The sequence below is a fragment of the Azospirillum brasilense genome, assembly GCF_007827815.1.
In the GTDB taxonomy this organism is placed as follows: Bacteria; Pseudomonadota; Alphaproteobacteria; order Azospirillales; family Azospirillaceae; genus Azospirillum; species Azospirillum brasilense_C.
This window is the reverse complement of record NZ_VITH01000014.1, coordinates 84,879-108,802: the sequence shown is the minus strand read 5'-3', so window position 1 is coordinate 108,802 and position 23,924 is coordinate 84,879. Positions and strand designations below refer to the sequence as shown.

Annotated in this window: 22 protein-coding genes; 12 read left to right on the top strand and 10 right to left on the bottom strand. The window is 69.5% G+C overall.

Going from position 1 to position 23,924, the window contains the following annotated elements; all coding sequences use genetic code 11:
* Positions 1-154: 154 nt before the first annotated feature.
* From FBZ83_RS24745 to FBZ83_RS24720, 5 genes are all read left to right on the top strand, one after another.
* Positions 155-1,648 (top strand): ATPase domain-containing protein, encoded by a 1,494-nt coding sequence (locus FBZ83_RS24745; protein ID WP_145689366.1) that lies wholly within the window; start codon positions 155-157, stop codon positions 1,646-1,648.
* A 9-nt stretch (positions 1,649-1,657) separates the two neighbouring features.
* A complete protein-coding gene (locus tag FBZ83_RS24740) occupies positions 1,658-3,325 on the top strand; it encodes an ATP-binding protein (protein ID WP_145689365.1) in 1,668 nt (555 codons plus the stop codon).
* A gap of 196 nt (positions 3,326-3,521) precedes the next feature.
* A complete protein-coding gene (locus FBZ83_RS32500) occupies positions 3,522-4,466 on the top strand; it encodes a copper chaperone PCu(A)C (protein WP_348982519.1) in 945 nt (314 codons plus the stop codon).
* A 181-nt stretch (positions 4,467-4,647) separates the two neighbouring features.
* Positions 4,648-5,577, top strand: coding sequence for a DMT family transporter (locus FBZ83_RS24725; RefSeq protein ID WP_145689364.1), 930 nt, complete (start codon positions 4,648-4,650; stop codon positions 5,575-5,577).
* Positions 5,578-5,746: 169 nt separating this feature from the next.
* The gene (locus tag FBZ83_RS24720) at positions 5,747-5,944 is read left to right on the top strand and encodes a hypothetical protein (RefSeq protein ID WP_145689363.1); all 198 of its coding nucleotides are present in this window, start codon (positions 5,747-5,749) and stop codon (positions 5,942-5,944) included.
* Between the two features lie 63 nt (positions 5,945-6,007).
* Here the strand turns inward: FBZ83_RS24720 and amaB are convergent, their stop codons facing one another.
* Positions 6,008-7,510, bottom strand: a complete 1,503-nt coding sequence (gene amaB, locus FBZ83_RS24715; protein ID WP_145689362.1) for an L-piperidine-6-carboxylate dehydrogenase — start codon at positions 7,508-7,510, stop codon at positions 6,008-6,010.
* Between the two features lie 181 nt (positions 7,511-7,691).
* Positions 7,692-9,362 carry a thiamine pyrophosphate-binding protein gene (locus FBZ83_RS24710; protein ID WP_145689361.1) on the bottom strand — a complete coding sequence of 557 codons (1,671 nt, stop codon included), beginning with the start codon at positions 9,360-9,362 and terminating at the stop codon, positions 7,692-7,694.
* Between the two features lie 109 nt (positions 9,363-9,471).
* Between FBZ83_RS24710 and gcvA the strand changes: the two genes are divergently transcribed.
* Together gcvA and FBZ83_RS24700 are read left to right on the top strand one after the other, a co-directional pair.
* The gene (gene gcvA, locus FBZ83_RS24705) at positions 9,472-10,380 is read left to right on the top strand and encodes a transcriptional regulator GcvA (RefSeq protein WP_145689360.1); all 909 of its coding nucleotides are present in this window, start codon (positions 9,472-9,474) and stop codon (positions 10,378-10,380) included.
* A gap of 165 nt (positions 10,381-10,545) precedes the next feature.
* Entirely contained in the window at positions 10,546-11,193 is a 648-nt protein-coding gene (locus tag FBZ83_RS24700; RefSeq protein ID WP_145689359.1) for a DUF47 domain-containing protein, read from the top strand.
* A gap of 68 nt (positions 11,194-11,261) precedes the next feature.
* Here FBZ83_RS24700 and FBZ83_RS24695 read toward each other — a convergent pair whose 3' ends face one another.
* Positions 11,262-12,026, bottom strand: a complete 765-nt coding sequence (locus FBZ83_RS24695) for an SDR family NAD(P)-dependent oxidoreductase (RefSeq protein WP_145689358.1) — start codon at positions 12,024-12,026, stop codon at positions 11,262-11,264.
* 103 nt (positions 12,027-12,129) lie between these two features.
* On the opposite strand from FBZ83_RS24695, the gene FBZ83_RS24690 reads away from it, so the two are divergent.
* Both FBZ83_RS24690 and FBZ83_RS24685 read left to right on the top strand, forming a co-directional pair.
* The gene (locus FBZ83_RS24690) at positions 12,130-13,062 is read left to right on the top strand and encodes a LysR family transcriptional regulator (protein ID WP_145689357.1); all 933 of its coding nucleotides are present in this window, start codon (positions 12,130-12,132) and stop codon (positions 13,060-13,062) included.
* Between the two features lie 86 nt (positions 13,063-13,148).
* A complete protein-coding gene (locus FBZ83_RS24685; RefSeq protein ID WP_145689356.1) occupies positions 13,149-14,390 on the top strand; it encodes a S41 family peptidase in 1,242 nt (413 codons plus the stop codon).
* A 4-nt stretch (positions 14,391-14,394) separates the two neighbouring features.
* Here the strand turns inward: FBZ83_RS24685 and FBZ83_RS24680 are convergent, their stop codons facing one another.
* The 4 genes from FBZ83_RS24680 to FBZ83_RS24665 all read right to left on the bottom strand — a co-directional run bounded on the left by FBZ83_RS24680 (position 14,395) and on the right by FBZ83_RS24665 (position 16,521).
* Positions 14,395-14,568, bottom strand: a complete 174-nt coding sequence (locus FBZ83_RS24680) for a DUF1328 domain-containing protein (protein ID WP_014199667.1) — start codon at positions 14,566-14,568, stop codon at positions 14,395-14,397.
* 146 nt (positions 14,569-14,714) lie between these two features.
* Positions 14,715-15,041, bottom strand: coding sequence for a hypothetical protein (locus FBZ83_RS24675; RefSeq protein ID WP_145689355.1), 327 nt, complete (start codon positions 15,039-15,041; stop codon positions 14,715-14,717).
* Between the two features lie 99 nt (positions 15,042-15,140).
* Positions 15,141-15,566: a PAS domain-containing protein gene (locus FBZ83_RS24670; RefSeq protein ID WP_145689354.1), complete on the bottom strand. Its 426-nt coding sequence runs from the start codon at positions 15,564-15,566 to the stop codon at positions 15,141-15,143.
* Positions 15,567-15,594: 28 nt separating this feature from the next.
* On the bottom strand, positions 15,595-16,521 hold the full coding sequence (locus FBZ83_RS24665) for a PDR/VanB family oxidoreductase (protein ID WP_145689353.1): 927 nt from the start codon (positions 16,519-16,521) through the stop codon (positions 15,595-15,597).
* A 291-nt stretch (positions 16,522-16,812) separates the two neighbouring features.
* On the opposite strand from FBZ83_RS24665, the gene FBZ83_RS24660 reads away from it, so the two are divergent.
* Complete coding sequence (locus tag FBZ83_RS24660; RefSeq protein WP_145689352.1) at positions 16,813-18,567, top strand: thiamine pyrophosphate-dependent enzyme; 1,755 nt, start codon at positions 16,813-16,815, stop codon at positions 18,565-18,567.
* Positions 18,568-18,597: 30 nt separating this feature from the next.
* Here FBZ83_RS24660 and FBZ83_RS24655 read toward each other — a convergent pair whose 3' ends face one another.
* Complete coding sequence (locus FBZ83_RS24655; RefSeq protein ID WP_145689351.1) at positions 18,598-19,737, bottom strand: saccharopine dehydrogenase family protein; 1,140 nt, start codon at positions 19,735-19,737, stop codon at positions 18,598-18,600.
* Between the two features lie 146 nt (positions 19,738-19,883).
* On the opposite strand from FBZ83_RS24655, the gene FBZ83_RS24650 reads away from it, so the two are divergent.
* On the top strand, positions 19,884-20,312 hold the full coding sequence (locus FBZ83_RS24650) for an Lrp/AsnC family transcriptional regulator (protein WP_145689350.1): 429 nt from the start codon (positions 19,884-19,886) through the stop codon (positions 20,310-20,312).
* Positions 20,313-20,481: 169 nt separating this feature from the next.
* The gene (locus FBZ83_RS24645) at positions 20,482-20,865 is read left to right on the top strand and encodes a bleomycin resistance protein (RefSeq protein ID WP_145689349.1); all 384 of its coding nucleotides are present in this window, start codon (positions 20,482-20,484) and stop codon (positions 20,863-20,865) included.
* A gap of 119 nt (positions 20,866-20,984) precedes the next feature.
* On the opposite strand, the gene FBZ83_RS24640 is transcribed toward FBZ83_RS24645, so the two are convergent.
* On the bottom strand, positions 20,985-23,186 hold the full coding sequence (locus tag FBZ83_RS24640) for a xanthine dehydrogenase family protein molybdopterin-binding subunit (protein WP_145689348.1): 2,202 nt from the start codon (positions 23,184-23,186) through the stop codon (positions 20,985-20,987).
* Positions 23,187-23,189: 3 nt separating this feature from the next.
* On the bottom strand, positions 23,190-23,648 hold the full coding sequence (locus FBZ83_RS24635; RefSeq protein ID WP_145678988.1) for a (2Fe-2S)-binding protein: 459 nt from the start codon (positions 23,646-23,648) through the stop codon (positions 23,190-23,192).
* Between the last annotated feature and the right edge of the window lie 276 nt (positions 23,649-23,924).

The following is a 23,924-nucleotide window of genomic DNA, read 5'->3' as shown; positions in this document are numbered from 1 at the left end:
TTGGGTTGATGGTGGCGGAGCCGCGCCCACGGGGCGTGGATGCTCTCCGAGGCTGCGCGTTTGTCCGTCCGTCCAGGCGTTCGGGCCGTTCACCACATCACGGCGGCGTGTGGCGCAAAGCGCCGCCAGCGTGCCAGACCAAGAGGAGACCTGGGTGTCGAAGCCGACCAAGACGGACAAGATCCTGACCGGAATTCCAGAATTCGACCTGGTCCTGAGGGGGGGCCTGCCGCGCGCGCGGCTTCATCTTCTGGAAGGCGCTCCGGGAACCGGCAAGACGACCATAGCGCTTCAATTCCTGCTCAAGGGTCTGCGCGACGGCAAGCGCGGCCTGTACGTGACCCTGTCGGAAACCGAGACGGAGCTGCGCGCCTCGGCCAAGAGCCACGGCTGGTCGCTCGACGGCATCGGCATCTTCGAACTCGTCCCTCTGGAGGCGCAGCTCGACCGCCAGCAGAGCGTGCTCTACCCGTCCGAGGTGGAGCTGGGCGAAACCATGCGCCTGATCACCGAGCGGATCGAGGCCGAGAAGCCGGATCTCGTGGTGATCGACTCCCTGTCGGAGCTGCGCCTGCTCGCCCAGGACCAGCTCCGCTACCGGCGGCAGATCCTGGCGCTGAAGCAGTTCCTGCAAGGGCGCCACTGCACCACGCTGGCGCTGGACGACCTGACCAGCCAGACCGGCTCCATGGAGCTGCACAGCCTGATGCACGGCGTGGTCAGCCTGGAGCAGATCGAGCGCTCCTACGGCGCGGCGCGGCGGCGGCTGCGGATCGCCAAGATGCGCGGGTCCGAATATCAGAGCGGCTGGCACGATTTCGCCATCACGCCGGGCAACGTGCTGATCTTCCCGAGCCTGATCGCCGACGAGCACAAGGCGGAGTTCGAGCCGACCGCCGTGTCGAGCAGCCTGAGCGGGCTGGACGAGCTGATGGGCGGTGGTCTGACACGCGGCACGACGACGATGCTCGTCGGCCCCTCGGGCGTCGGCAAGTCGTCCATCGCCCTGCAATATGTCGCGGCGGCGGTGCGCCGTGGCGAGCATGCCGCCTATTTCTCCTTCGACGAATCCTTCGAGACCCTGGCCTTGCGCAGCACCGCGCTCGGCATCGACATCGAGGAGGCGGTGCGCAAGGGCGAGCTGGGTTGGGAGCGCGCGAACCCGTCGCGCCTGTCGCCGGGCCAGTTCGTCTGGCAGGTCCGCCGCCAGGTGGAGGACCAGAAGGCGCGCGTCGTGGTGATCGACAGCCTGAACTCGTATCTCAGCACGATGCCGGAGGAACAGGCGCTCATCCTGCAGATGCACGAGCTGCTGACCTATCTGAACAACCAGGGCATCGTGACCATCCTGATCCTGGCCCAGCAGGGGATCGTCGGCGACATCCAGAACCCCGTGGACCTGTCCTTCATGAGCGACACGGTGGTCCTGCTGCGCTTCTTCGAGGCGGCGGGGGAGGTGCGCAAGGCGATCTCGGTGGTCAAGAAGCGCACCGGCGTCCATGAGCTGGCGATCCGCGAGTTCCGGCTGTTCCCCGACGGCATGCAGGTCGGCCCGCAGCTTCTGGAATTCCAGGGGGTGCTGACCGGCGTGCCCAGCTACAGCGGGTCGGCGGACCCGTTGTTGCGCGGGCGGAGCGAGACGGGCTGACTGCGGCGCATGGACGCCCCGTTCCTCCTGTTCGCCCCGCACGGCCGGGACGCGGAGGTCATCCGCCTCGTGCTGGACGAGGTCGGCCTGATCACCGAGACCTGCGCCGATCTGCCGGCCCTGTGCGACGGCCTGACGAAGGACATCACGGCCCTGATCCTCTCCGAAGGCGCGCTGCTGCGGTCGGGGATGGAGCCGTTGGTCGCCTGCCTGGACGCCCAGCCGCCCTGGTCGGACCTTCCGGTCCTGGTGATCACGGCGCGCGGCAACCGGTCGGCCAGCAAGGCGCGGTGGGCGCAACTCCTGCGGCTCGGCAACGTCACGCTGCTGGACCCGCCCTTGCACGCCGAGGCCTTGCAGAGCGCGGCGCAGTCCGCGCTGCGCGCCCGCCTGCGCCAATACCGAACCCGCGCGCTGCTGGCCGACATCGAGCAGGCCAACGACGAGCTGGAAGGCCGGGTGGCGGAGCGTACCCGGTCCCTGCAGACTGAGATGCGGGAGCGCCGGAAGGCCGAGGAGGCGTTGCAGCAGGCGCAGAAGATGGAGGCGGTCGGCCAGCTCACCGGCGGCATCGCCCACGACTTCAACAACCTGCTGCAGGTCATGCTCGGCAACCTGCACCTGCTGCGGGGCGCGCTGTCCGCCGACGAACCGCTGCTGCGGCACGTCGCCATGGCCATCACGGCGGGCGACCGCGCCGCGGCGCTCACCCGGCATCTTCTGGCCTTCGCCCGGCGTCAGCCGCTGGCGCCGCGCAGCCTGGACCTGAACGCTCTGGCCACCGCGATGATCGGCCTGATCCAGCAATCCGTCGGCGAGTCGATCCGGGTGGAGACGGTGCTGGCCGACGGGCTCTGGCGGACCTGGGCGGATGCCAACCAGGTCGAAAGCGCTCTGCTCAACCTCGCCATCAACGCCCGCGACGCCATGCCGGACGGCGGGCGTCTCCGTGTCGAGACCAGCAACACCGTTCTGGACGAGACCGTCTCCGACGCGCAGGGCGACATCCTTCCCGGCCGCTATGTCCTGCTCCGCATCACCGACAGCGGAAGCGGCATGCCGCCGGACGTGCTGGAGCGGGCGTTCGAACCCTTCTTCACGACGAAGCCGATCGGCCAGGGCACCGGCCTCGGGCTGAGCCAGCTCTACGGCTTCGCCCGCCAATCGGGCGGGCACGCGGCCATCCGGTCGCAGCCCGGCCAAGGCACCACCGTCAGTCTGTACCTGCCGCAGCACGACGGGGTGGAGGGCGCCGACACGCCGTCCGATGCCGCGGAGGCAGAGCCGCAGGACCCGTCCCGCAACGATGAAACGATCCTGGTGGTCGAGGACGAGGCCCTCGTCCTGATGCTGTGGGTCGAGGCGCTGGAAGGGCAGGGCTACCACGTCCTGCAGGCCGCCGAACCCGAAGCGGCGGTCGCGATCCTGAAGTCCGACGCGGCGATCGACCTCCTGGTCACCGACGTCGGCTTGCCCGGCATGACCGGCCGCGATCTGGCGGCCCTGGCGCGGGGCCTGCGCCCGGGGTTGAGGGTGCTGTTCGTGACCGGCTACGCGCATTACGCGGCTCTCGAACCGGACAGCCTGGGAACGGGCACGCGGATGCTCAGCAAGCCGGTCGGCGTGGACACGCTGCAGATCACGGTGCGTGGTCTGCTGGATGGGGATTCGGCCTGACGTTGCGGTGTCGAGGGAACGGCGGCAACTCGACAAGCTCCACGCACATCGCCTACAACCGGTCATCCGTCCTGTGGGTGGAATGGGAACCGGTTTGAACGGGGCAACGTCAGCACGGCCATCGGCCTCCCCTCTCCGTTTCGGGGAGCGGGACGGGGCGAGCGGGCATCGCGAGGAAGGCGGCGCCGCGCCTGCGATGCGTCCGCGTCCGTTCCGCTGGCGGTCCAGGCTGGCCGCGGCGATGGCCGCCGTCCTTCTGCTGATCCTGGTCCAGGTGCCGGGGCAGGCGGTTGCCATGCTGTCCGCCGGTCTGGCGCAGTCCTTCTGGGCGGCGTCGATGTGCGGCCCGGACGGGGCCTCGGACCGGATGCCCGGAGCGCCCGACCAGCCCAAGCACGATCTGGAGCATTGCCTGGGCTGCCAGCTCGGCTGCGCGCCTCCGGCGATGCTCTCCCCGGTGGACGTCGGCGTTCCGCCGCCGCGCCTGTCCGGGGCGCTGGGCGCGTTTCCGCTCCGCACCCGCAAGCTCCGCCGCAGCAGCGTGTTCCGCCCGAACGCCCGTGCCCCGCCGATGACGCGTCCTGCCCTGTCCACCCGATCTCCAATGCATTCGCTTTTGCAGGACTTCGTCATCATGAAGAAGCACGCCCTCCTCCTCGCCGCGCTGGTCGCCCTGACCGCCGGTCCCGTCCTGGCCCATGGCTTCAAGGCCGGGCCGGTCGACATCGAGCATCCCTGGGCGCGCGCCACGGCGCCCTCGGCCCCGAACGGCTCGGCCTACATGGTGCTGAGCACCCACGGCCCGGACAGCGACCGCCTGCTGTCGGCCAGCACGCCCGTCGCCGACAAGGCGGAGCTGCACACCCACCTGATGGACAACGGCGTCATGAAGATGCGTCAGGTCGACGCCATCGAGGTGTCGCCCGGCTCGCCGACCGCGCTGCAGCCCGGCGGCCTGCACGTCATGCTGTTCGGCCTGAAGCAGCCGCTCGCTCCGGGCAAGGCGTTCCCGCTGACCCTGACCTTCGAGAAGGCCGGGCCGGTCACCGTCCAGGTGGACGTGCAGAGCGCCGGCTCCGCCGCCCCGTCCCACGGCGGTGCCGGCGGGCCGCAGGCCGGCGGCACGCAGCACAAGCATTGATGGCGTTGCGCCGTGCCGGCCTGTTGTTCAGGGCTGGCGCGGCGCAACCGAGGGGCGGTGCTGGTGGTGGTCGGTACTGATATACCAGCATCGCATTTGACCGTCCGGCCCCTTGGGCGCAGGGTGTGGCGCGCCGGTCCGGCAGAAGGCCGGCGCGCCACAGGAAGGAACGCCCCGCCCGATGACCGCCACCGAAAAGGCTCTGGCCGCCAGCTCCTCCGGGCGGACGGGCATCGCCTGGATGCTGCTCACCACGCTTCTGTTCGTGACGCAGGACGCGACCCTGCGCGTCCTCGTGCAGACCTATCCCTTCGCGGAGGTTGCCTGGGCGCGCTTCGCGGTGCATCTGGCCATCGCCTTCGTCGTGGTGGCGGTGAACTCCCCCAGCCATCTGATCGCCAAGCGCCCTGGGATGCAGATCCTCCGCTCCACGCTGCTGGCCGTTCTGACGCTGCTGGCGGCGGTGTCGTACAAGATCCTGCCCTTCGTCGACGTGGCGGCCATCGCCAACGTGGCGCCGGTCCTGGTCGCCGTCCTGTCGGTCCCGCTCCTGAAGGAGAAGGTCGGCTGGCGGCGTTCCCTTGGGGTGCTCGGCGGCTTCATCGGGGCGATGATCATCATCGGCCCGGCCAGCCTCGTCTTCCAGTGGGCGATCCTGCTGCCGCTGGCCGCCGCGCTGTGCAACGCGCTCTACCAGATCGTCACGCGGCTGCTGCGCGGCGGCGATTCCACGCTGACGACCTTCTTCTACACCAGCATGGCCGGGACGGTGCTCTGCGGGCTGCTGCTGCCCTTCGGCTGGACGACGCCGGATCTGACGGGCGCGGCGCTGATGATCATGCTCGGCGCGCTGGGGGCGTGCAGCCATTACTGCCTGATCCGCGCCTATTCGGTGGCGGACGCGGCGACGGTGGCGCCCTTCGGCTACACGACGCTGATCTGGGCGGTGCTCTACGGCCTTCTGGTCTTCGGGGAGCCGCCCAGCGCCTCGACCCTCGCCGGTGGTCTGGTGATCGTCGCCGCCGGCATCTACATTTTCCATCGCGAGCAGGTGCGGGCGCGCGAGGCCGCGATCAAAGAGGCGGCGAAAAGCGCGGCGGAGGGACCCTGAGCTGTCTCCTTTTTCCTTATGAATTCCCTATGCCTGAGGCACGTACACAGGACGTTCAGGTACCCGAAATATCACGGGCCGCACGCGTCGAACTGTAACATGCTCCGCGTACCGTACGCCGGTCGGTGAGGGCCGGCGTTTTTTCAACCCACAAGCAACGAGAACAGCAATGAACGGACTGCCCAAGCAGACGTGGCGCTGCCGCGTTGCCGAACTGTTGAACGATCCCGTGGTCCAGGCCGTGTTGCGCCGGGACCGCCTGACCCACGAGCAGGTTCTGGCACAGCTCACCCCCATTGCCGAGCACCTGCGCCGCAACACCTCCCCCGAACGACCCGCAAGACGGCTTCCGCGCGAAGCCTACTGACCTTTCCAAAGAGAAAAGGCCGCCCGGTGGAACGGGCGGCCTTCTTCTTGAGTCCCGGCAGGATCAGCCGGCGATCTCGAACTTGATCCCCTGGGCCAGCGGCAGCGAGCGGGAGTAGTTCACCGTGGCCGTCTGGCGGCGCATGTAGGCCTTCCAGGCGTCGGACCCGGACTCGCGCCCGCCGCCCGTCTCCTTCTCGCCGCCGAAGGCGCCGCCGATTTCGGCACCCGACGGGCCGATGTTGACGTTGGCGATGCCGCAGTCGCTGCCCGACGCCGACAGGAAGCTCTCGGCCTCGCGGATGTCGGTGGTGAAGATGCAGGAGGACAGGCCCTGCGGCACCGCGTTCTGCAGCGCGATGGCCTCCTCCAACGTCTCGTAGGTCAGGACGTAGAGGATCGGGGCGAAGGTCTCGTGGCGGACGATGTCGGTCTGGCCCGGCATCTCGACGATGGCCGGCTGCACGTACCAGGCGTCCGGATACTGGTCGGCGAGCGCCCGGCTACCGCCGCTCACCACGCCGCCGTCGGCCTTGGCCTGCTCCAGCGCGCGCTGCATGCCCTCATAGGCGCCCTTGTCGTTCAGCGGGCCGACCAGCACGCCGGACTCCAGCGGGTTGCCGATGGGAACGGAGGCGTAGGCGGCCTTCAGGCGCGGCAGCAGCGTGTCGCGCACGTCCTTGTGGACGATCAGGCGGCGCAGCGTGGTGCAGCGCTGGCCGCAGGTGCCCACCGCCGAGAAGACGATGGCGCGCACCGCCATGTCGAGGTCGGCCGACGGCGCCACGATCATGGCGTTGTTGCCGCCCAGCTCCAGGATCGGGCGGGCGAAGCGCTCCGCCACCTTCAGGGCGACCTCGCGGCCCATGCGGGTCGAGCCGGTGGCCGACACGATGGGGACCAGCGGGCTGGCGACCAGCGCCTCGCCGACGTCGCGGCCGCCGTTGACGACCTGCAGCAGGTCCGCCGGGGCGTCGCCGAAGCGGGCCACCGCGCGCTCGAAGATGCGCTGGCAGGCGAGCGCGGTCAGCGGGGTCTTCTCCGACGGCTTCCAGATCACCGGGTCGCCGCAGACCAGCGCCAGGGCGGCGTTCCAGGCCCAGACCGCGACCGGGAAGTTGAAGGCGGAGATCACCGCGCAGGGGCCCATCGGGTGCCAGGTCTCGCGCATCGCGTGGCCCGGACGCTCCGACGCGATGGTCAGGCCGTAGAGCTGGCGGGACAGGCCGACCGCGAAGTCGCAGATGTCGATCATCTCCTGGACCTCGCCCAGCCCCTCCTGGACGATCTTGCCCATCTCCAGCGTGACGAGACGGCCAAGATCCTCCTTGGCGTCGCGCAGCTCCTCGCCCAGCAGGCGGACCAGCTCGCCGCGGCGCGGCGCCGGGACGGAGCGCCACGCCTCGAAGGCGCGCTGGGCGCGGGCGGCCACCTCCGGAATCTCCGACGCCGGGGTGACCGGCGCCACGCCCAGCGCGGCGCCGTCGATGGGCGAGCGGACGGACAGGCCGGCCCCGTCGGCGGGAAGCTCAAGGCCGAGGCGGGAGAGAAGGTCGCGGTGCTGCATGGAAAAGGTCCTCGGTGTAAGGCAACCGGTGGAGGTGTGGCGCGCACTGTAACCCTCTCCCCTCTGGGGAGAGGGTGGCCCGGAGGGCCGGTGAGGGGGATGTGCGTAACGGAATGTCCGGCACAAGGGCAACCCCCTCACCCTAACCCTCTCCCCGGAGGGGAGAGGGTACTTAAAGTGGTCAGCGCTGGCGCCCGGCGGCGCGGATGTCGGACAGGCTGCGGTTCGGCGTCAGGGCCTCGGGGTCGAGTTTGACGTGCAGGAGGGCCGGCCGGCCGGCGGCGCGGGCGCGCTCGAAGGCCGGGGCGAACTCCTCCGTCCGCTCCACCGTTTCGCCATGGCCGCCATAGGCGCGGGCGAGGGCCGCGAAGTCCGGGTTGGTCAGGGCGGTGCCGGACACGCGGCCTGGATAATCGCGCTCCTGGTGCATGCGGATGGTGCCGTACATGCCGTTGTCGATGACCAGCACGATGAGGTTGGCGCCCTCCTGCACGGCGGTGCCGAACTCCAGACCGGTCATCTGGAAGCAGCCGTCGCCGGCGAAGCAGACCACGTCCCGCTCCGGGTGGAGCAGCTTGGCCGCGACGGCGGCGGGCAGGCCGTAGCCCATCGACCCGCAGACCGGCGCCGCCTGGGTGGCGAAGCGGCGGAAGCGCCAGAAGCGGTGGATCCAGGTGGCGTAGTTGCCGGCGCCGTTGGTCAGGATGGCGTCGTCGGGCAGGGTGTCGCGCAGCCAGGACATGACGGCGCCCATCTGGACATCGCCGGGGATGGTGGCCGGCGGCTCGCTCCAGGCGGTGTAGGCGGCGTGCGCGGCCTCGGCCCGACCGGCCCAGGCGGGGGAGGCCGGCGCCTCCAGCCCGGCCACGGCGTCGAGGAAGCCTCCCGGCGTGGCGTTGATGGCGAGGTCGGGGTTGTATACGCGGCCCAGCTCCTCCGGCCCGGGATGGACGTGGATCAGCGTCTTGCCGGTCTCCGGGATCCCGAGCAGCCCGTAGCTCTGCGACGGCACCTCCGAGAAGCGGCCGCCAAGCAGCAGGATCACGTCGGCGTCCTTCACCAGGGCGACCAGCTTCGGGTTGATGCCCAGCCCGATGTCGCCCGCGTAGTTCGGATGCGTGTGGTCGAACAGCATCTGGCGGCGGAAGGTGACGGCCACCGGCAGCGCGAAGGTCTCGGCGAAGACGTGCAGCGAGGCCACCGCGTCCTCGGTCCAGCGGGAGCCGCCGGCGATGACCAGCGGGCGCTTCGCCCCGGCGAGCAGACGTCCGACCTCGGCGACCTGGGCGGGAGTCGGGGCGCTGTCCACCGGCTGGGCCGGGCGGGCGACGGCAACATCCGCCGTCTCCACCAGCATGTCCTCCGGCAGCACCAGGACGACCGGGCCGGGGCGGCCGGCGAGTGCCGTGTGGAAGGCGCGGCTGACCATCTCCGGCACGCGGTCGGCGCTGTCGATCTCGGCGACCCACTTGGCCATGCCGCCGAACATGAGCGTGTAGTCGACCTCCTGGAAGGCGTCGCGCCCGCGCATGCCGCGCTCGATCTGGCCGATGAACAGGATCATCGGGGTGGAGTCCTGCTGCGCCACATGGACGCCCGGCGCGGCGTTGGTGGCGCCGGGGCCGCGGGTGACGAAGCAGATGCCCGGCCGGCCGGTCAGCTTGCCCTCGGCCTCCGCCATCATGGCCGCACCGCTCTCGTGGCGGGCGTTGATCGTGCGGATCGGGGAATCGTGCAGCGCGTCCAGCACGGCGAGGTAGCTTTCGCCCGGCACGCAGAACACGCGCTCGACGCCCTGCGCCTCCAGCGCCTCGACGATCAACTGGCCTCCGGTCTTGCCATTGGTCTGCATGGCGCGCTCGTTCCTCGGCTGGGCGTTCAAATCCTCCTCAATCTGGCGGCAGGCCCCGCCCCGCGCAACCGACTTTCTTTCCCCAGGTCATGAGCTATAGTCATGACCCATGGGTCTGCAACGCCGCCTTCTCCCCTCCATGAGCGCGCTCTCCGCCTTCGAGGCGGCGGCGCGCACCGGCAGCTTCACCGCCGCGGCGCAGGAGCTGGCGCTGACCCAGGGCGCCGTCAGCCGCCAGATCAAGGCGCTGGAGGACCAGCTCGGCGTTCCGCTGTTCGTGCGCCGCGACCAGCGCGTGACCCTGACCCCGGCCGGCGAATCCTACGCGGCTGAGGTGCGCGAGGCGCTGCACCGGGTGGGCGCAGCGACGCTCAGGGTCATGACCGCGCCGCAGGGCGGCGTGCTGAAGCTGGCCGTTCTGCCGACCTTCGGCACGCGCTGGCTGGTGCCGCGCCTGCCCGCTTTCCAGGCGGCGCACCCGCAGGTCATCATCCATTTCATGACGAAGATGGAGCCCTTCGACTTCCGGTCGGAGGATCTGGACGCCGCCATCCATTTCGGCGCCGCCGACTGGCCCGGCGCCGTCTGCGAGCGGCTGATGGAGGAGGAGGTCCTGCCGCTCTGCGCCCCGTCCTTCCTGGCCGCCCACCCGATCCGAGCGGCGGCGGACCTCGTGGCGCTGCCCCTGCTGCACACGACCAGCCGCCCGGAGGCGTGGCGGGACTGGTTCGCCGCCCAGGGCATCGAGCGGCACGAAGGCGCCGGCATGTTCTTCGAGCAGTTCTCCACCACCGCCCAGGCGGCGATCACCGGGCTGGGGGTGGCGCTGCTGCCGACCCTGCTGGTGCAGGCGGAATTGCGGGACGGGGCGCTGGTCCCGGCGTTCGACCGGCCCTACCGCAACCCGGACCGCGCCTATCACCTCGTCCACCCGCCGTCACGGGCGCGTCACCCGCCGCTGGTGGCGTTCCGGGAATGGCTGCTTGGGCAGTCCGTGAGCAACACCCGAAGCGCTTGAGAAGACAGCGAAAATCCACTCGTCCGCGAGCGGGGCGGGGGAATGGGCCGGGGCGGGGCGTCCTCGTCAGGGCAGACAGGCCCTCTCCGTATGACGTTTTTGCTGCAAATTCATGACGCCCGGCGTTAAGAGGAAACGGCAGAACCGACCGAGAGAACCGTTTCCATGCTGCTGCTGCGCGCCATCCGCTCCATGATGCCCAAGGAAGAGCGGGTCATTGAGCAATTCATCGAGCAGGCCCGGCACATCGTTGACGCCGCCGCCGCCCTGGAAGCCGTCATGCAGGCCGGTCCGGAGGAGCGCGCCGACCGCACCGCCACGCTGAAGCGGATCGAGAAGGACGCCGACCGCGTCGCCAAGGACGCCGGGCGTGGGCTGCACCGCGCCTTCATCACCCCCTTCGACCGGTCGGAGATCCAGGCGCTCATCAACGCGCTCGACGACTGCATCGACCTGATGGACGAGGTGCCGGGCCTCGCCGCGCTCTACGGCATCGAGACCTTCGACGACCGGATGATGCGCATGGCGGCGATCGGCCGCAAACAGGCGGCCCTGCTGTCCGAGGTCATGCCGCTCTTGACCAAGATCTCCGTCCACGCCGACCGCATCCTGCACATCTGCGGCCAGATCTCCGACCTGGAGGACGAAGCCGACGAGATCCTGCGCGACGCCATGAAGTCGCTGATCGCCGAGCGCCCGGAGATGATCGACTTCCTGGGCCGCCGCGAGGTCTACGAACTGCTGGAGGCCGTCACCGACCGCTGCGACGACGTGGGCGACCTGATCGAAGGCATCACCCTGGATCAGGCGTAAGGGCGGTTCTCGTTCACGGACGGGGAGCGACAACCGCTCCCCGCTCACATACCGGCTCAGATCTCGACTCAAACCTGGGCCATGCCGCCATCGGCGAACAGTTCCACGCCGTTGACGAAGCTGCTGTCGTCGGACGCCAGGAAGACGGCGGCCTTGGCGATTTCGTCGGGATCGCCGACGCGGCCCAGCGGCACCTGCGCCGCCAGATAATCCACCAAGCCCTGCTGCTGCGCCGCGTCCGGACCGGCCAGCTCGACCAGACCCGGCGTGCGGATCGGGCCGGGGCTGAGCGTGTTGACGCGGATGCCGCGGTCCTTCAGATCGAGGATCCAGCTGCGGGCGAAGTTGCGCACCGCCGCCTTGCTGGCGCTGTAGACGCTGAAGGCCGCCGTGCCCATGCTGCCGGCGGTGGACCCGGCGAGGATCACCGACGCGCCCCGGCCGAGCAGGGGCAGCGCCTTCTGCACGGTGAACAGCACGCCCTTCACATTGCGGTTGAAGGTGTCCTCGTACTGCTCCTCGGTGATGGCGCCCAGCGGCAGCATGCCGCCACCGCCGGCGTTGGCGTACAGCACGTCGAGACGGCCCGCCTCGCTTTGGATCTGCGCATAGAGCCGGTCGAGATCGGCCAGATTGGAGGAGTCAGCCTGCACCCCCGTCGCCGTTCCGCCGGCGGCGCGGATCGCCGCGACCGCGGCCTCCAGTTCGGACGGGCGGCGGCCGGTGAGATAGACGGTCGCACCTTCGGCGGCAAAGCGCTTGGCCGCGGCGAGGCCGATGCCGCTGGTGGCGCCGGTGACGAGGGCGATCTTGCCGTCGAGCTTGCGTGACATCGGAAGTCTCCTTGGGACTGGGTTGTTCGCTGAAGACAAAGCTATCGACGGCGGGCACACATCGAAATAGAAACGACTGAAAACCATCGTTGCAGGATTGGCGATGTCGAAGCTGCCGGATTTCGAAGGGCTGGCGATGTTCGCCAAGGTGGTGGAGGAGCGTTCCTTCGCCGGTGCGGCCCGCGCCATGGGCGTGTCGGTCGCCACGGTGTCGCGCGCGGTCGGCCGGCTGGAGGAACGGTTGGGCGGGCGGCTGTTCAACCGCAGCTCCCGCCGGCTGGCCTTGACCGATTTCGGCCATTCCCTGGCCGAGCGCGCGATGCGCCTCTATGACGAGGCGGAAGCGGCCGAGAACGCGGCGCGCGAACTGTCCAGCCGCCCGCGCGGCCTGATCCGTCTGGCGGTGCCGATGTCGTTCGGGTTGCGCTGGGTGGCGCCCCTGCTGCCGGACTTCTTCCGTCTCTATCCGGAGATTTCCATCGACCTGCATCTGAGCGACGCGACCGTCGATCTGGTGGGGGAGGGCTTCGACGCCGCGCTGCGGATCGCCGTGCTGCCGGACAGCTCGCTGATCGCCCGGCGGCTGTGCGCCATCGCTCCCGTCGTCCTTGCCGCCCCCGGCTACATCGCCCGCCATGGCCTGCCCCGGCATCCCCGTGACCTGAAGGACCACCATTGCCTGGGCTACGCCTACCGGCGGCGCCAGGACATCTGGCATTTCACCAACGGCGCCGGCGAGGAGGAGAGCGTGACGCCGTCCGGTCCGCTGCGCGTCACCAACGCCGACGCCCTGGTGCCGATGCTCCTGGAGGGGCTGGCGATCGCCGAACTGCCGGAATTCATGGCCGCGGAGCATCTGGCGCGCGGGCGGCTGACCGCCATCCTGACCGACTGGTCGCTGCCGAAAGGCGGGCTCTACTTCGTCACCCCGTCGGCCCGCACGCGCCCGGCGAAGGTCGGGGCGCTTGCCGACTTCCTGGTCGAGCGCCTGTCCGAGCCGGGGTGGCGGCGGTCCATCGACGCGGGCAAGGCCTAACACGTTCCGGTTATGGTTAACGGTACATAAACCAATTCACGGCTAATTTCGAAGCATCGCCGCTCCGATCCCGAGAGATTGCCGCCGTGAAGCTGCGCCTCGTCACCGCCGCCGCCCTTTGCGCCTTCCTCGCGATCCCGGGGGCCATGACCACCGGACGGACCGCGCAGGCCGCGGGCGACCCCGCCCCCTACGGCCACAGCACGGAGGCGGAGGAGGTCGACCGCTTCGTCCGGGCGCTGCGGACCATCCGCGGCCAGTATGTCGAGCCGCTGACCGACCACGAGCTGGTGGACATCGCCATCAAGGCCATGGCCGGGCGGGACCGCTACTCCGCCTATCTCGACGACGGCGAATACCGGCAATTGCAGGCGTCGAACGACGGCGCCTTCGCCGGGCTGGGCATCCGCTACGAGGCCCACGGCACCCGCGTCCGCATCGCCGAGACGGTGCCCGACTCCCCCGCCGAGGCCGCCGGGCTGCGCTCCGGCGACCTGATCCTGGCGGTGGACCAGCAGCCGGTGGGCGGGGCGGAACTGGCGACCGTCAAACAGATGCTGAGCGGGCCGGAGGGGGCGGCGGTGTCGCTGACCGTCCTGCGCGCCGGGACGCCGGACCCCTTCGAGGTCAGCGTGGTCCGCGCCAAGCTGCGCGTCCCCTCGGTCCGGCTGGGCGCCGTCGGGACGGTGGGCTACATCCGCATCGCCCGCTTCGACCGCCAGACCGCCACCGGGGTCAGCACGGCCATCCGCTCGCTGCGCGACCGGATCGGGCCGGACATCGGCGGTTTCATCATCGACCTGCGCGACAACCCCGGCGGGCTGGTGCAGGCGAGCGTCCGCGTCGCCGACTCCTTTTTGGACAAGGGAACGATCCTGACCGCCCGCGGCCCCGGGCGCGGGGCGGACAAGACCTACATCGCCACGCCGGGCGACGAGACGGACGGCCTGCCGCTGGTGGTGCTGGTCAACGGGCGCTCCGCCTCCGCCGCCGAGATCCTGACCGGGGCGCTGAAGGACCACCGGCGCGCGACGGTGATCGGCACGACGACCTTCGGCAAGGGGATCATCCAGAGCGTCATCCCCTTCGACAGCGGGGCGCTGAAGCTGACCACGGCGCGCTATTACACGCCGTCGGGCCAGTCCATCCACCAGATCGGCATCCAGCCCGACGAGACCATCGCCGAGCCGGCCGCCGCGGAGGACGGGTCGTCCGTCCCGGCATCCGGGGGGATTCCCAACGCGGCCAACGATCAGGTCTTCGCCCGCGCGCTGTCCATTCTTCGTCCCCCGTCCACTCTTCATCCCCAGTCAGCGGGGCTCCGCTGACGGATCAGAAGATCACCTCGCCGGCCAGCAGGGCGAGGACCAGGAAGACCAGGAAGATGATCAGCGCGATTCCGAAGAGGATCTTCGCGACTCCCGCGGTGGCCGACGACACGTTGGTGAAGCCGAGCGCACCGGCGACCAGAGACACCACGAAAAAGATCAACGCCCATTTCAGCATGGACCGCTCCTGCGTTTCCCGAAACCCGCCGGTCCGTCCGGCAGGGTAGGAACCTCGCGAACCGCCGCGGGTTCCCGCGGCGGCCGGTCCGCCCCTCCCTATTCGTCAGGGTCCGGAATTCCGCAGGATAGCCGTTCCGTTGCGGATTACCACCCGGTGCCGGAGCGGTTCGGCAGCGATTGGCGCGTCATGCCCTGGTCCATGCCGGACTCGTTGGGCGACCGCGTGCGGCTTTGCGGCTCGCTCACGCCCGACCCGCCGTAAGAACCGCCGTTATAGGGACCGGAGCTGGAGCTGGTGGCGTTCGGGTTGACGTTGGGCTCGTCCACGCCCTGGCTGCCGGACGTGCCGCCGCCCGTCAGGCCGCTGCCGGAGCCGCCGCTGTTCATCCCGCTGCTGTTCGTGCCGCCATCCATGCCCGAACAGGCGGTCAGAAGCATCGCGGCCGACGCCGCGATCATCAGATTGCGCATGACGCACTCCCTACGCTGATGTCTTGAAGGTCCAGCCCTTCTCAACGGACCCGGTCCGGGAGGGTTCCGGTTTCGAAAGCCCGGACACCCGTGGGCGACTCAGCGTCCGGCGGCTTGGCGACGGAGGGCCTTCAGTTCGTCGAACCGCGCGGTGACGTCGCGCATGACCGCCGCCATCCCCAGCATCGCGCCGTCCGCGTCCTTCAGCGGCACGATGGTGAACTCCACCGAGATGCGGGTTCCGTCCTTGCGCGTCGCCGGCACCGACAGAAGATCGCCGTTGCCGTAACGGCTCTCGCCCGTCTTCATCACCTGATCGTAGCCGTCCCAATGGCGTTGGCGCTGGCGGTCGGGAATGATGATGTCCAGCGACTGGCCGAGCGCCTCGTCGGCGGTAAAGCCGAACACGCGCTCGGCCCCCGCGTTCCAGAAACGGATGATGCCCGCGCGGTCGGAATAGGCGATGGCCTCGGCCGGGCTGTTCAGCAGCGCCAGCCCCAACTGTTGCAGATCGTTCTCGGTCATAGGTTCCCCCCTCGTTTCTGTGTTGCGGTCAAATGTCCAGAACCAGGCGTGCGCTGCGTGCGCGCGACACGCAGATCATCATCGTCTTTCCGGCGGCGCGTTCGGCGTCGGACAGGACGCTGTCGCGATGGTCGGGCTCCCCCTCCAGCACCGCCGTCTCGCAGGTGCCGCAGATGCCCTGCTCGCACGACGAGGCGACGGAAACACCCGCGGCGTCGAGCGCGTCCAGCACGCTGACCCCCTCCTTCACCGCGACGGTCACGCCGGAGCGGGCGCAGACGACCTCGAAGCGATCGTCCGGGGCCGAGTCACGCCCGGCATCCGCGCGCGGCGTGAACCACTCGAAGCGCACGTCCTGCGACGGCCGCGCCGCGTCCGCGACCGCGTCCATCAGGCGCTGCGGGCCGCAGCAGTAGACGAGGGTGTTGTCGGGCGTCGCCGCGAGCAGATCGGCCACGGCCAGCCGTCGGCCTTCGTCCGCGGCGTGGAGCACCACGTCGCCGTTGCCCAGTTCGCGAAGCTCTGTGAGGAACGGCGCCTCGGCCGCGCTGCGCACGCAGTAATGCAGGACCCAGTCGGCGTCCCGGTGCGACGCCGCGCGGATCATCGGCAGCAGGGGCGTGATGCCGATGCCCCCGGCGATGAACAAATAGCGCGGGGCGGCGTCGAAGCGGAAATTGTTGCGCGGCGGAGCGACGGTGACGGCGGTGCCGAGCCGCAATTCCCCATGGATGAAGCGCGATCCCCGCCCGCCCGGCTGATTGAGCACGGCGATCCAGTAGGCTGAGCGGTCCGCCGGGTCGCCGCACAGCGAGTAGGAGCGCACCGCCCCGTCCGGCAGATGCACGTCGATGTGCGCGCCCGGCTCGTAGGGCGGCAGGTCTTCGCCGTCCGGGTCGCGAAGCTCCACCAGCAGCACCTGCGGTGTGACGCGCGCCATATGATGGACGCGCATCGACCGCGTCGTTGCCGGCGACCGCTGCGCATTCTCCCTTTGACCGCTTGTCGTCATTCTTTCGCCCGTCCGGGTGGTTGCTCCATCCTGCACCCCGGCCTGCCTTCGGACGCCCGGACTGATCGGGGTATCGCTGGCATGCCAGATACATTATGGCCACTCTAGAACCTCAACTTAACTTGAGGTCAAGGGCTAAGAACGTCCTGCCGTTTGGGGAACCGTCCCGGCTCCGCTCGGTTGCCGATGGATCGAGCGACTTCATCACGACCGTTTGCGACGGAGACTCCTCTCATGGCGAGCACGGCTTCCGACATCCTGGTGGATGTTCTGGTGGATTGGGGTGTGGACACGATCTTCGGCATGCCCGGCGACGGCATCAACGGCATCGTCGAGGCATTGCGCCGCCGCCAGGACGAGATCCGCTTCATCCAGGTCCGCCACGAGGAGGCGGCGGCCTTCGCCGCCTGCGGCTACGCCAAGTTCACCGGGCGGCTGGGCGTGTGCATCGCCACCTCCGGCCCCGGCGGGCTGCATCTGCTGAACGGCCTCTACGACGCCAAGCTCGACCACCAGCCGGTGCTGGCGATCACCGGGCTGCAGTACCACGACCTCGTCGGCACCTACACCCAGCAGGACGTGGAGTTGGACAAGGTGTTCCAGGACGTCGCGCTCTACAACCAGCGCATCATGGGGGCGGCGCACGTCCGCAACATCGCCAACCTCGCCTGCCGCACCGCGCTCGCCCACCGCGGCGTGTCGCACATCACCATCCCCGTCGATTTGCAGGAGCAGGGCATCGGCGCCGACATGCGGGCGCCGCGCAACGTGAAGGGCCACAACACCGCCCTGTTCGCCCCCCAGCTTCCCGTCCCGTCGGAGGCGCAGACCCGCCGCGCCGTGGAGGTCCTCGACGCCGGCAAGCGTGTCGTGATCCTGGCCGGCCAGGGCGCGCTGAGGGCGACCGACCAGCTCGAACGGCTGGCCGACAAGCTCGGGGCAGTGATCGTCAAGGCGCTGCTGGGCAAGGCCGCGGTGCCGGACGACAGCCCCTTCACGACGGGGCAGGTCGGGCTGCTCGGCACCGCCCCCTCGCAGGAGGCGCTCGAGACCTGCGACACGCTGCTGATCGCCGGCTCGACCTTCCCCTACATCGAGTATTACCCGAAGCCGGGGCAGGCCCGCGCCATCCAGATCGACATCGACGCGGCGCGCATCGGCCTGCGCTATCCGGTGGAGGCCGGGCTGGTCGGCGATTGCGGGCTGGCCCTGGACATCCTGACCGAGCGGGTGCGGCGGCACGAGGACCGCTCCTTCCTGAAGACGGCGCAGGCGGGCAAGGCGGAGTGGATGAAATTGATGGAGGAGCGCGGCACCCGCCCCGACCTGCCGATGAAGCCGCAGGTCGTCGCGTGGGAGCTGGGCAAGCGCCTGTCCGACACGGCCATCGTCGCCTGCGACAGCGGCACCATCGCCACTTGGTGGGCGCGGCAGATTCCGGCGCGGCGCGGCCAGATGCACTCCCTGTCCGGCAACCTCGCCACCATGGCGCCGGGTGTCCCCTACGCCATCGCGGCGCAGCTCGCCCACCCCGAACGGCAGGTGATCGCCTATGTCGGGGACGGCGGCTTTTCCATGCTTATGGCTGACTTCGCCACGGCGGTGAAGTACAAGCTGCCGATCAAGGTCATCATCAACAACAACAACTCGCTCGGCCAGATCAAGTGGGAGCAGATCGCCATGCTCGGCAATCCCGAGTATGTCTGCGACCTCCAGCCCATCGACTTCGCCAAGGTGGCCGAGGCCTGCGGCGGCCGGGGCTTCACCATCACCGACCCGAAGGATTGCGGCGCCACGCTGGACGCCGCACTCGCCCATCCCGGACCGGTGGTGGTGGATTGCCTCGTCGACACCAACGAGCCGCCGATGCCGCCGAAGGTGCAGGCCAAGCAAGCCCTGCACTTCACCGAGGCGCTGGCCCGCGGCACCCCCGACGCCCTGAAGATCGCCGCCACCGTCTTCAAGGGCCGCGCCCGCGAGGTGATCTGAGGAACGACCCGGTTGGAACGGGGCGCCCGCTCAGGCGGCGCGCCCCGCCCCCGGCTGGACGCCCTGCTGCGATCCCTGCTGGGGCGCCGCGTCGGTCATCGCGTAGTTGCGCCCGAAGCGGTTGGCGATGAAGTCGGCGTAGCGCACCTCCTCCTGCTTCACGAAGCCCCGCTGCGGCAGCGTGCCGTCGGCCAGCAGGTCGAGCACGGCGCACATGCCCGACGCGGTGGTGATCTGGATGCCGTTGTAGAAGGTGCCGCCGATCTCCCGCCCGTAGATCTTGTTGGCGTAGGTTTCCTGGAGCAGCCGCCCCCGCTTCGTCCCGGTCACCGTCACGAAGATCAGCACGACGTCCTGGAGCGTGGCCGGGATCGAATGCTCCAGGATGTCCTTCAGCAGCTCCCGCCGGCTGCCCAGCCGCAGGTCGTGCAGCAGCGCCTTCATCAGGTCGCGGTGCCCCGGATAGCGGACGGAGCGGTAGTTGAGCGTCCGCACCTTGCCCGCCAGCGTCTCGCACAGCGTGCCCAGCCCGCCCGAGGTGTTGAACGCCTCGTACAGCACCCCGTCGAGGGAGAACTCCTCGCGCTCCTCCAGCGGCGGGACGGAGACGAGGCGGCCTTCGACGATGGCCTCGCAGGGCTCCAGATACTCGTTGATGACGCCCTCGGTGCTCCAGGTCAGGTTGTAGTTCAGGGCATTGGACGGGTATTTCGGCAGGGCGCCGACGCGCATCCGCACCGTGTCCAGCGTGTCGAAGCGCGAGGCCACGTCGTTGGCGACGATGGAGATGAAGCCCGGCGCCAGCCCGCACTGCGGGATGAAGGCCGAGCGCGCGCCGTCGGCCAGCTCCTTGACGCGCCGCGTGCTCGCCACGTCCTCGGTCAGGTCGAGGTAGTGGGTGCCGGCGTCCCGCGCCGCCTCCGCCACGCCGACGGTCAGGTGGTAGGGCAGCGCGCTCAGCACCGCGAACTTGCCGTGCATTGCCTCGGCGAGACCGGCCGGGTCGGCGGCGTCCACCACGCGCGTCTCCATGCGCGGGTGGGCGGGCAGCCGCTCCAGCGCGTCGGCTGAACGGTCGGCGACGGTCACCCGGTAATCGCCCGTGGCCTTCAGGAAGTCGCCGATGGTCTCGCCGATCTTGCCGCCGCCCATCAGAAGAATGTCGCGCATCGTCCCGTACCCCCTGCTGTCTGGTTTGCCGCTTTCTGGTTCGCGGCGTTATGACGCAATCTTGACCGGACGGCCTGTCGATGTGCAGGCTGCAGGGTGCCGAAACGCCCGACTATGCTCGGCGGATTGACGGAAAGGCCGGCGATATGATGGACGAGCTGGATCAGCGGCTTCTCGACGCGCTTCAGGACAACGCACGGGAGCCCACCGCCGCGCTGGCCCGCCGCCTGCGCGTGTCGCGCAGCACGGTGCAGAGCCGCATCCAGCGGCTGGAGGAGCGCGGGGTGATCGCCGGCTACACGGTGCGGCTGTCGGACGAGACGGCGCGCCGGATGATCCGCGCCCACGTCTCCCTCAACCTGTCGCCCAAGCTGACCGCCGCCGTGGTCCAGGCGCTGAAGCGGATTCCGGAGGTGCGGGCGCTCCACGCCATCAGCGGCGCGCACGACCTGATCGCCGTGGTGCGGACCGGAACGATGGAGGAGATGGACGCGCTGATCGACCGCATCGGCGCCATCGACGGCATTGAGCGGACGACCTCGTCGATCATCATGGCGACGAAGTTCGAGCGGTGAGAAAAGGGCTGTTCGCCTTTCGTGTTTGGAAAGCAAAAAGGGTGCGAACACACCGCACGGCGCGTTCGTCCGTTTCCAAGCCCCGTCGAGGTCGGCCCCCTCAGGCTTGTGCTTCGCCGCGCCTCTCCTGCATCGTGCGTTGCGGTTGGAGACAAGGGATGAGAGCACGATGGCTGTTCAGTTCGAACGGGTAACACCGATTTTGCCGGTCCGCGACGTGCGCGCAGCGCTCGCCCATTACCGGCGTCTTGGCTTCGAGGCGTCCACCTACAATGATTCGGATGAGGACCCCATTTACGGCTTTCTTGCCTGGGGCGACGTGAGCCTTCACGTGGCGCGGGTTCCCGACCTGGAACCGGCACGCTCAACGGCGGCCTGCTATCTCTACGTCAACGACGCCGACGCGTTGTATGCGGCGTGGCAAGCCGCCGAAGTTGATGGTCGTCTGACCGCCCTTGCCGACACGCCCTATGGCCTGCGCGAGTTTGCCCACATCGATCCGGACGGCAATCTGCTGCGGATCGGCGCGCCCATGACTCCGAACCCCACATAAGGTCGCAGCCGGGGCTCTGCTTCGCGGAGGGTCGGATCAACCGCGGCATGCGAACAGCCGAAAAAAGAAAGCCCCTCTCCCTGGATGGGAAGAGGGGCTTCTTTCCGGAGTGACGGCGCTTACACCATGCCCGAGCGGGTGAAGGGCAGGTGGTGCAGGCGCTTGCCGGTGGCGGCGAAGACCGCGTTGGCGACCGCCGGGGCGGCGGTCGGCACGCCGGGCTCGCCAACGCCGGTCGGACGGGCGGAGGAGGGGAGGATGTGCACCTCGACCGGCGGCATCTCCGAATTGCGGAGCGGCTGGTAGGTGTCGAAGTTGCTCTGGTCCACCAGCCCGCCGGTCAGCGTGATCTCGTCGCGCAGCGCGTGGCCGATGGCCCAGCCGGTGCCGCCGGAGATCTGCGCCTCGACGATGTTGGGATTCACGACCTGCCCGCAATCCACCGCGCAGACCACGCGGTCGATGGTGATGCGGCCCTTGTCGTCCACCGAGACCTCGGCGACGTGGGCGACGAAGCTGCTGAAGCTCTCATGCACGGCGATGCCGCGGCCCTTGCCCTTGGGCAGCGGCTGGCCCCAGCCGGCCTTCTCGGCCGCCAGCTTCAGCACGCCCAGCAGGCGCGGGTGGTCCTTCAGCATCTCCAGCCGGAAGGCCACCGGGTCCTTGCCCGCCGCCGCCGCCAGCTCGTCGATCATCACCTCCTTGGCGTAGGCGGTGTGGGTGTGGCCGACCGAGCGCCACCACAGGGTGGTGACCGGGGACGCCGGCGACTGCAGATCGACGTACAGGTTCGGCACGGCGTAGGCCATGTCCGAGGACCCCTCGACCGAGGTCGCGTCCACGCCGTTCTTGACCATGACGGCTTCGAACGGGGTGCCCTCCATGAAGCTCTGCCCGACGATCTTCTGCCGCCACGCCACCAGCTTGCCGGAGGCGTCGAGGCCGGCCTTCACCTTGTGCAGGAACAGCGGGCGGTAGCGGCCGCCGTGGATGTCGTCCTCGCGCGTCCACACCAGATGGACCGGCGCCTTGCCATAGGCCTTGGCGATGGACACCGCCTCGGCGATGTAGTCGGCGTCGGTCGTGGCGCGGCGGCCGAAGCTGCCGCCCGCCCAGACGGTGTTGATGACCACCTGCTCCGGCTTGCAGCCCAGCATGGCGGCAACGACCTTCTGCTCGACCCCCTGGAACTGCGAGCCGGCCCAGATGGTGCAGCCGCCGTCCGGGGTCAGCTCGACGGTCGCGTTCAGCGGCTCCATCGGGGCGTGGGCGAGGTACGGGAAGACGAACTCCGCCTCCACCACCTTGGCGGCGCCGGCCAGCGCCTTCGCGGCGTCGCCGGTGTCGGTGGCCACGTTGCCCGGCTGGTCGGCCAGCTTGCGGTAGTCGGCGAGCATCTCGTCGGTGCCGCGCATCTCCGCCTTGGCGTCGTCCCACTCCACCGTCAGCGCCTCGCGGCCCTTCATGGCGGCCCAGGTGTTCTTGGCGACGACGGCGACGCCCCTCGGCACGGTCAGCACCTCCAGCACGCCCGGCACCTGCTTCGCCGCGGCGGCGTCCACCGACTTCACCGTGCCGCCGAAGCGGGGGGAGCGGGCCATCACCGCCGTCACCTGGCCGGGGCGGCGGATGTCCATGGCGAAGATCGCCGTGCCGTCGGTCTTGGACACATGGTCCAGCCGGTGCAGCGACGGGTTGCCGATCAGCGTGTAGTCCTTGGCGTCCTTCAGCGCGACGTTCTGCGGGACGGGCAGCTTCGCCGCGTCCTCCGCCAACTCGCCGAAGCGGGCGCTGCGGTTCGAGGCGGCGTGGCGGACGACGCCCTTCTCCACCGTGACGGAGGAGGCCGGAACCGACCAGCGCGCCGCGGCGGTGGCGACCAGCATGGCGCGGGCGGCGGCGCCGGCCATGCGCAGCTCGTCCCAGCTGTTGGCGACGGCGGTGGAGCCGCCGGTGCCCTGGATGCCGAAGAAGTGGTTGGCGTAGAGCGCGCCGTCCGCCGGGGCGAAGGCGCCGCGCATCTGCGCCCAGTCGGCGTCAAGCTCCTCCGCGACGATGGTGGTCAGGCCGGTCATGATGCCCTGGCCCTTGTCCAGATGCTTGACCAGCACGGTGACCGTGTCGTCGGCGGCGATGCGGATGAAGGCCTGCGGGCGCGGGTCCGCCGGGCCGACCACCTTGGGGGCGGCGGCCTCGCTGGCGAACCCCGTCCGGGGCAGCATGGCGCCGAGAACCAGGGCGCCGCCGGCCCCCTTGAGGAAGCCGCGGCGCGAGGGGGCGGCGACGTCCGCCGCCGCCTGCTTGATGAGCTGGTTCAGCATGGCTCAGGCCCCCATCGCCTTGGCGGCGTCCTTGATGGCCGCGCGGATGCGCGGGTAGGTGGCACAGCGGCAGACGTTGCCGTCCATCGCCGCGTCGATGTCGTCGTCGGTGGGGTTGCGGTTGTCGGTCAGCAGCGCCACGGCGCTCATGATCTGGCCGGACTGGCAATAGCCGCACTGCACCACGTCCAGCTTCTGCCAAGCGGCCTGGACGGCCTCGGCGGCTTTGCCGGACACGCCCTCGATCGTGGTGATCTTGGTGCCGGCGGCGGATTCCGCCGGGGTCTGGCAGGCGCGGATCGGCGTGCCGTCCATGTGGACGGTGCAGGCGCCGCACTGGGCGATGCCGCAGCCGAACTTGGTGCCGGTCAGGTTCAATTCGTCCCGCAGGACCCACAGAAGCGGCATGTCGCCGGGCACGTCGACGTCCCGGTCCTGCCCGTTGATGTTCAAACGAATCATCGGATGATCCCTGTCTCTCGACTCTGCCTGTCGGGTATTATGGTGCGGGCCTTCGGCGGGCATTCCTTTGCGTGAATCCCAGCGTCGGAAAGACCGTGTGCAGTATGATCCCGTCCGGCGGGTGCGGCGAACAGCCCAGCGTGGGAGTCGGGCTTTTGCGGAAGCGCCCGACCGATCCGTTCGTTCGGCCCGCAAACGTGACCACGATCATCCTAACCGCTTCGCTGCGAGCCGAATAGCCGGTACAATCCGCTTGAGCTTATGAATTTGGTGCAT

Bases quoted from the DNA above. Each gene is read 5' to 3' on its own strand.
- FBZ83_RS24655 (WP_145689351.1), bottom strand. From the start codon at position 19,737: ATGCGCGACATTCTTCTGATGGGCGGCGGCAAGATCGGCGAGACCATC.
- FBZ83_RS24640 (WP_145689348.1), bottom strand. From the start codon at position 23,186: ATGCTGAACCAGCTCATCAAGCAGGCGGCGGCGGACGTCGCCGCCCCC.
- FBZ83_RS24695 (WP_145689358.1), bottom strand. From the start codon at position 12,026: ATGTCACGCAAGCTCGACGGCAAGATCGCCCTCGTCACCGGCGCCACC.
- FBZ83_RS24690 (WP_145689357.1), top strand. From the start codon at position 12,130: ATGTCGAAGCTGCCGGATTTCGAAGGGCTGGCGATGTTCGCCAAGGTG.
- FBZ83_RS24720 (WP_145689363.1), top strand. From the start codon at position 5,747: ATGAACGGACTGCCCAAGCAGACGTGGCGCTGCCGCGTTGCCGAACTG.
- FBZ83_RS24670 (WP_145689354.1), bottom strand. From the start codon at position 15,566: ATGACCGAGAACGATCTGCAACAGTTGGGGCTGGCGCTGCTGAACAGC.
- FBZ83_RS24645 (WP_145689349.1), top strand. From the start codon at position 20,482: ATGGCTGTTCAGTTCGAACGGGTAACACCGATTTTGCCGGTCCGCGAC.
- FBZ83_RS24680 (WP_014199667.1), bottom strand. From the start codon at position 14,568: ATGCTGAAATGGGCGTTGATCTTTTTCGTGGTGTCTCTGGTCGCCGGT.
- FBZ83_RS24725 (WP_145689364.1), top strand. From the start codon at position 4,648: ATGACCGCCACCGAAAAGGCTCTGGCCGCCAGCTCCTCCGGGCGGACG.
- amaB (WP_145689362.1), bottom strand. From the start codon at position 7,510: ATGCAGCACCGCGACCTTCTCTCCCGCCTCGGCCTTGAGCTTCCCGCC.
- FBZ83_RS24665 (WP_145689353.1), bottom strand. From the start codon at position 16,521: ATGCGCGTCCATCATATGGCGCGCGTCACACCGCAGGTGCTGCTGGTG.
- FBZ83_RS24635 (WP_145678988.1), bottom strand. From the start codon at position 23,648: ATGATTCGTTTGAACATCAACGGGCAGGACCGGGACGTCGACGTGCCC.
- FBZ83_RS24675 (WP_145689355.1), bottom strand. From the start codon at position 15,041: ATGCGCAATCTGATGATCGCGGCGTCGGCCGCGATGCTTCTGACCGCC.
- FBZ83_RS24740 (WP_145689365.1), top strand. From the start codon at position 1,658: ATGGACGCCCCGTTCCTCCTGTTCGCCCCGCACGGCCGGGACGCGGAG.
- FBZ83_RS24660 (WP_145689352.1), top strand. From the start codon at position 16,813: ATGGCGAGCACGGCTTCCGACATCCTGGTGGATGTTCTGGTGGATTGG.
- FBZ83_RS24650 (WP_145689350.1), top strand. From the start codon at position 19,884: ATGATGGACGAGCTGGATCAGCGGCTTCTCGACGCGCTTCAGGACAAC.
- gcvA (WP_145689360.1), top strand. From the start codon at position 9,472: ATGGGTCTGCAACGCCGCCTTCTCCCCTCCATGAGCGCGCTCTCCGCC.
- FBZ83_RS24700 (WP_145689359.1), top strand. From the start codon at position 10,546: ATGCTGCTGCTGCGCGCCATCCGCTCCATGATGCCCAAGGAAGAGCGG.
- FBZ83_RS24710 (WP_145689361.1), bottom strand. From the start codon at position 9,362: ATGCAGACCAATGGCAAGACCGGAGGCCAGTTGATCGTCGAGGCGCTG.
- FBZ83_RS32500 (WP_348982519.1), top strand. From the start codon at position 3,522: ATGCGTCCGCGTCCGTTCCGCTGGCGGTCCAGGCTGGCCGCGGCGATG.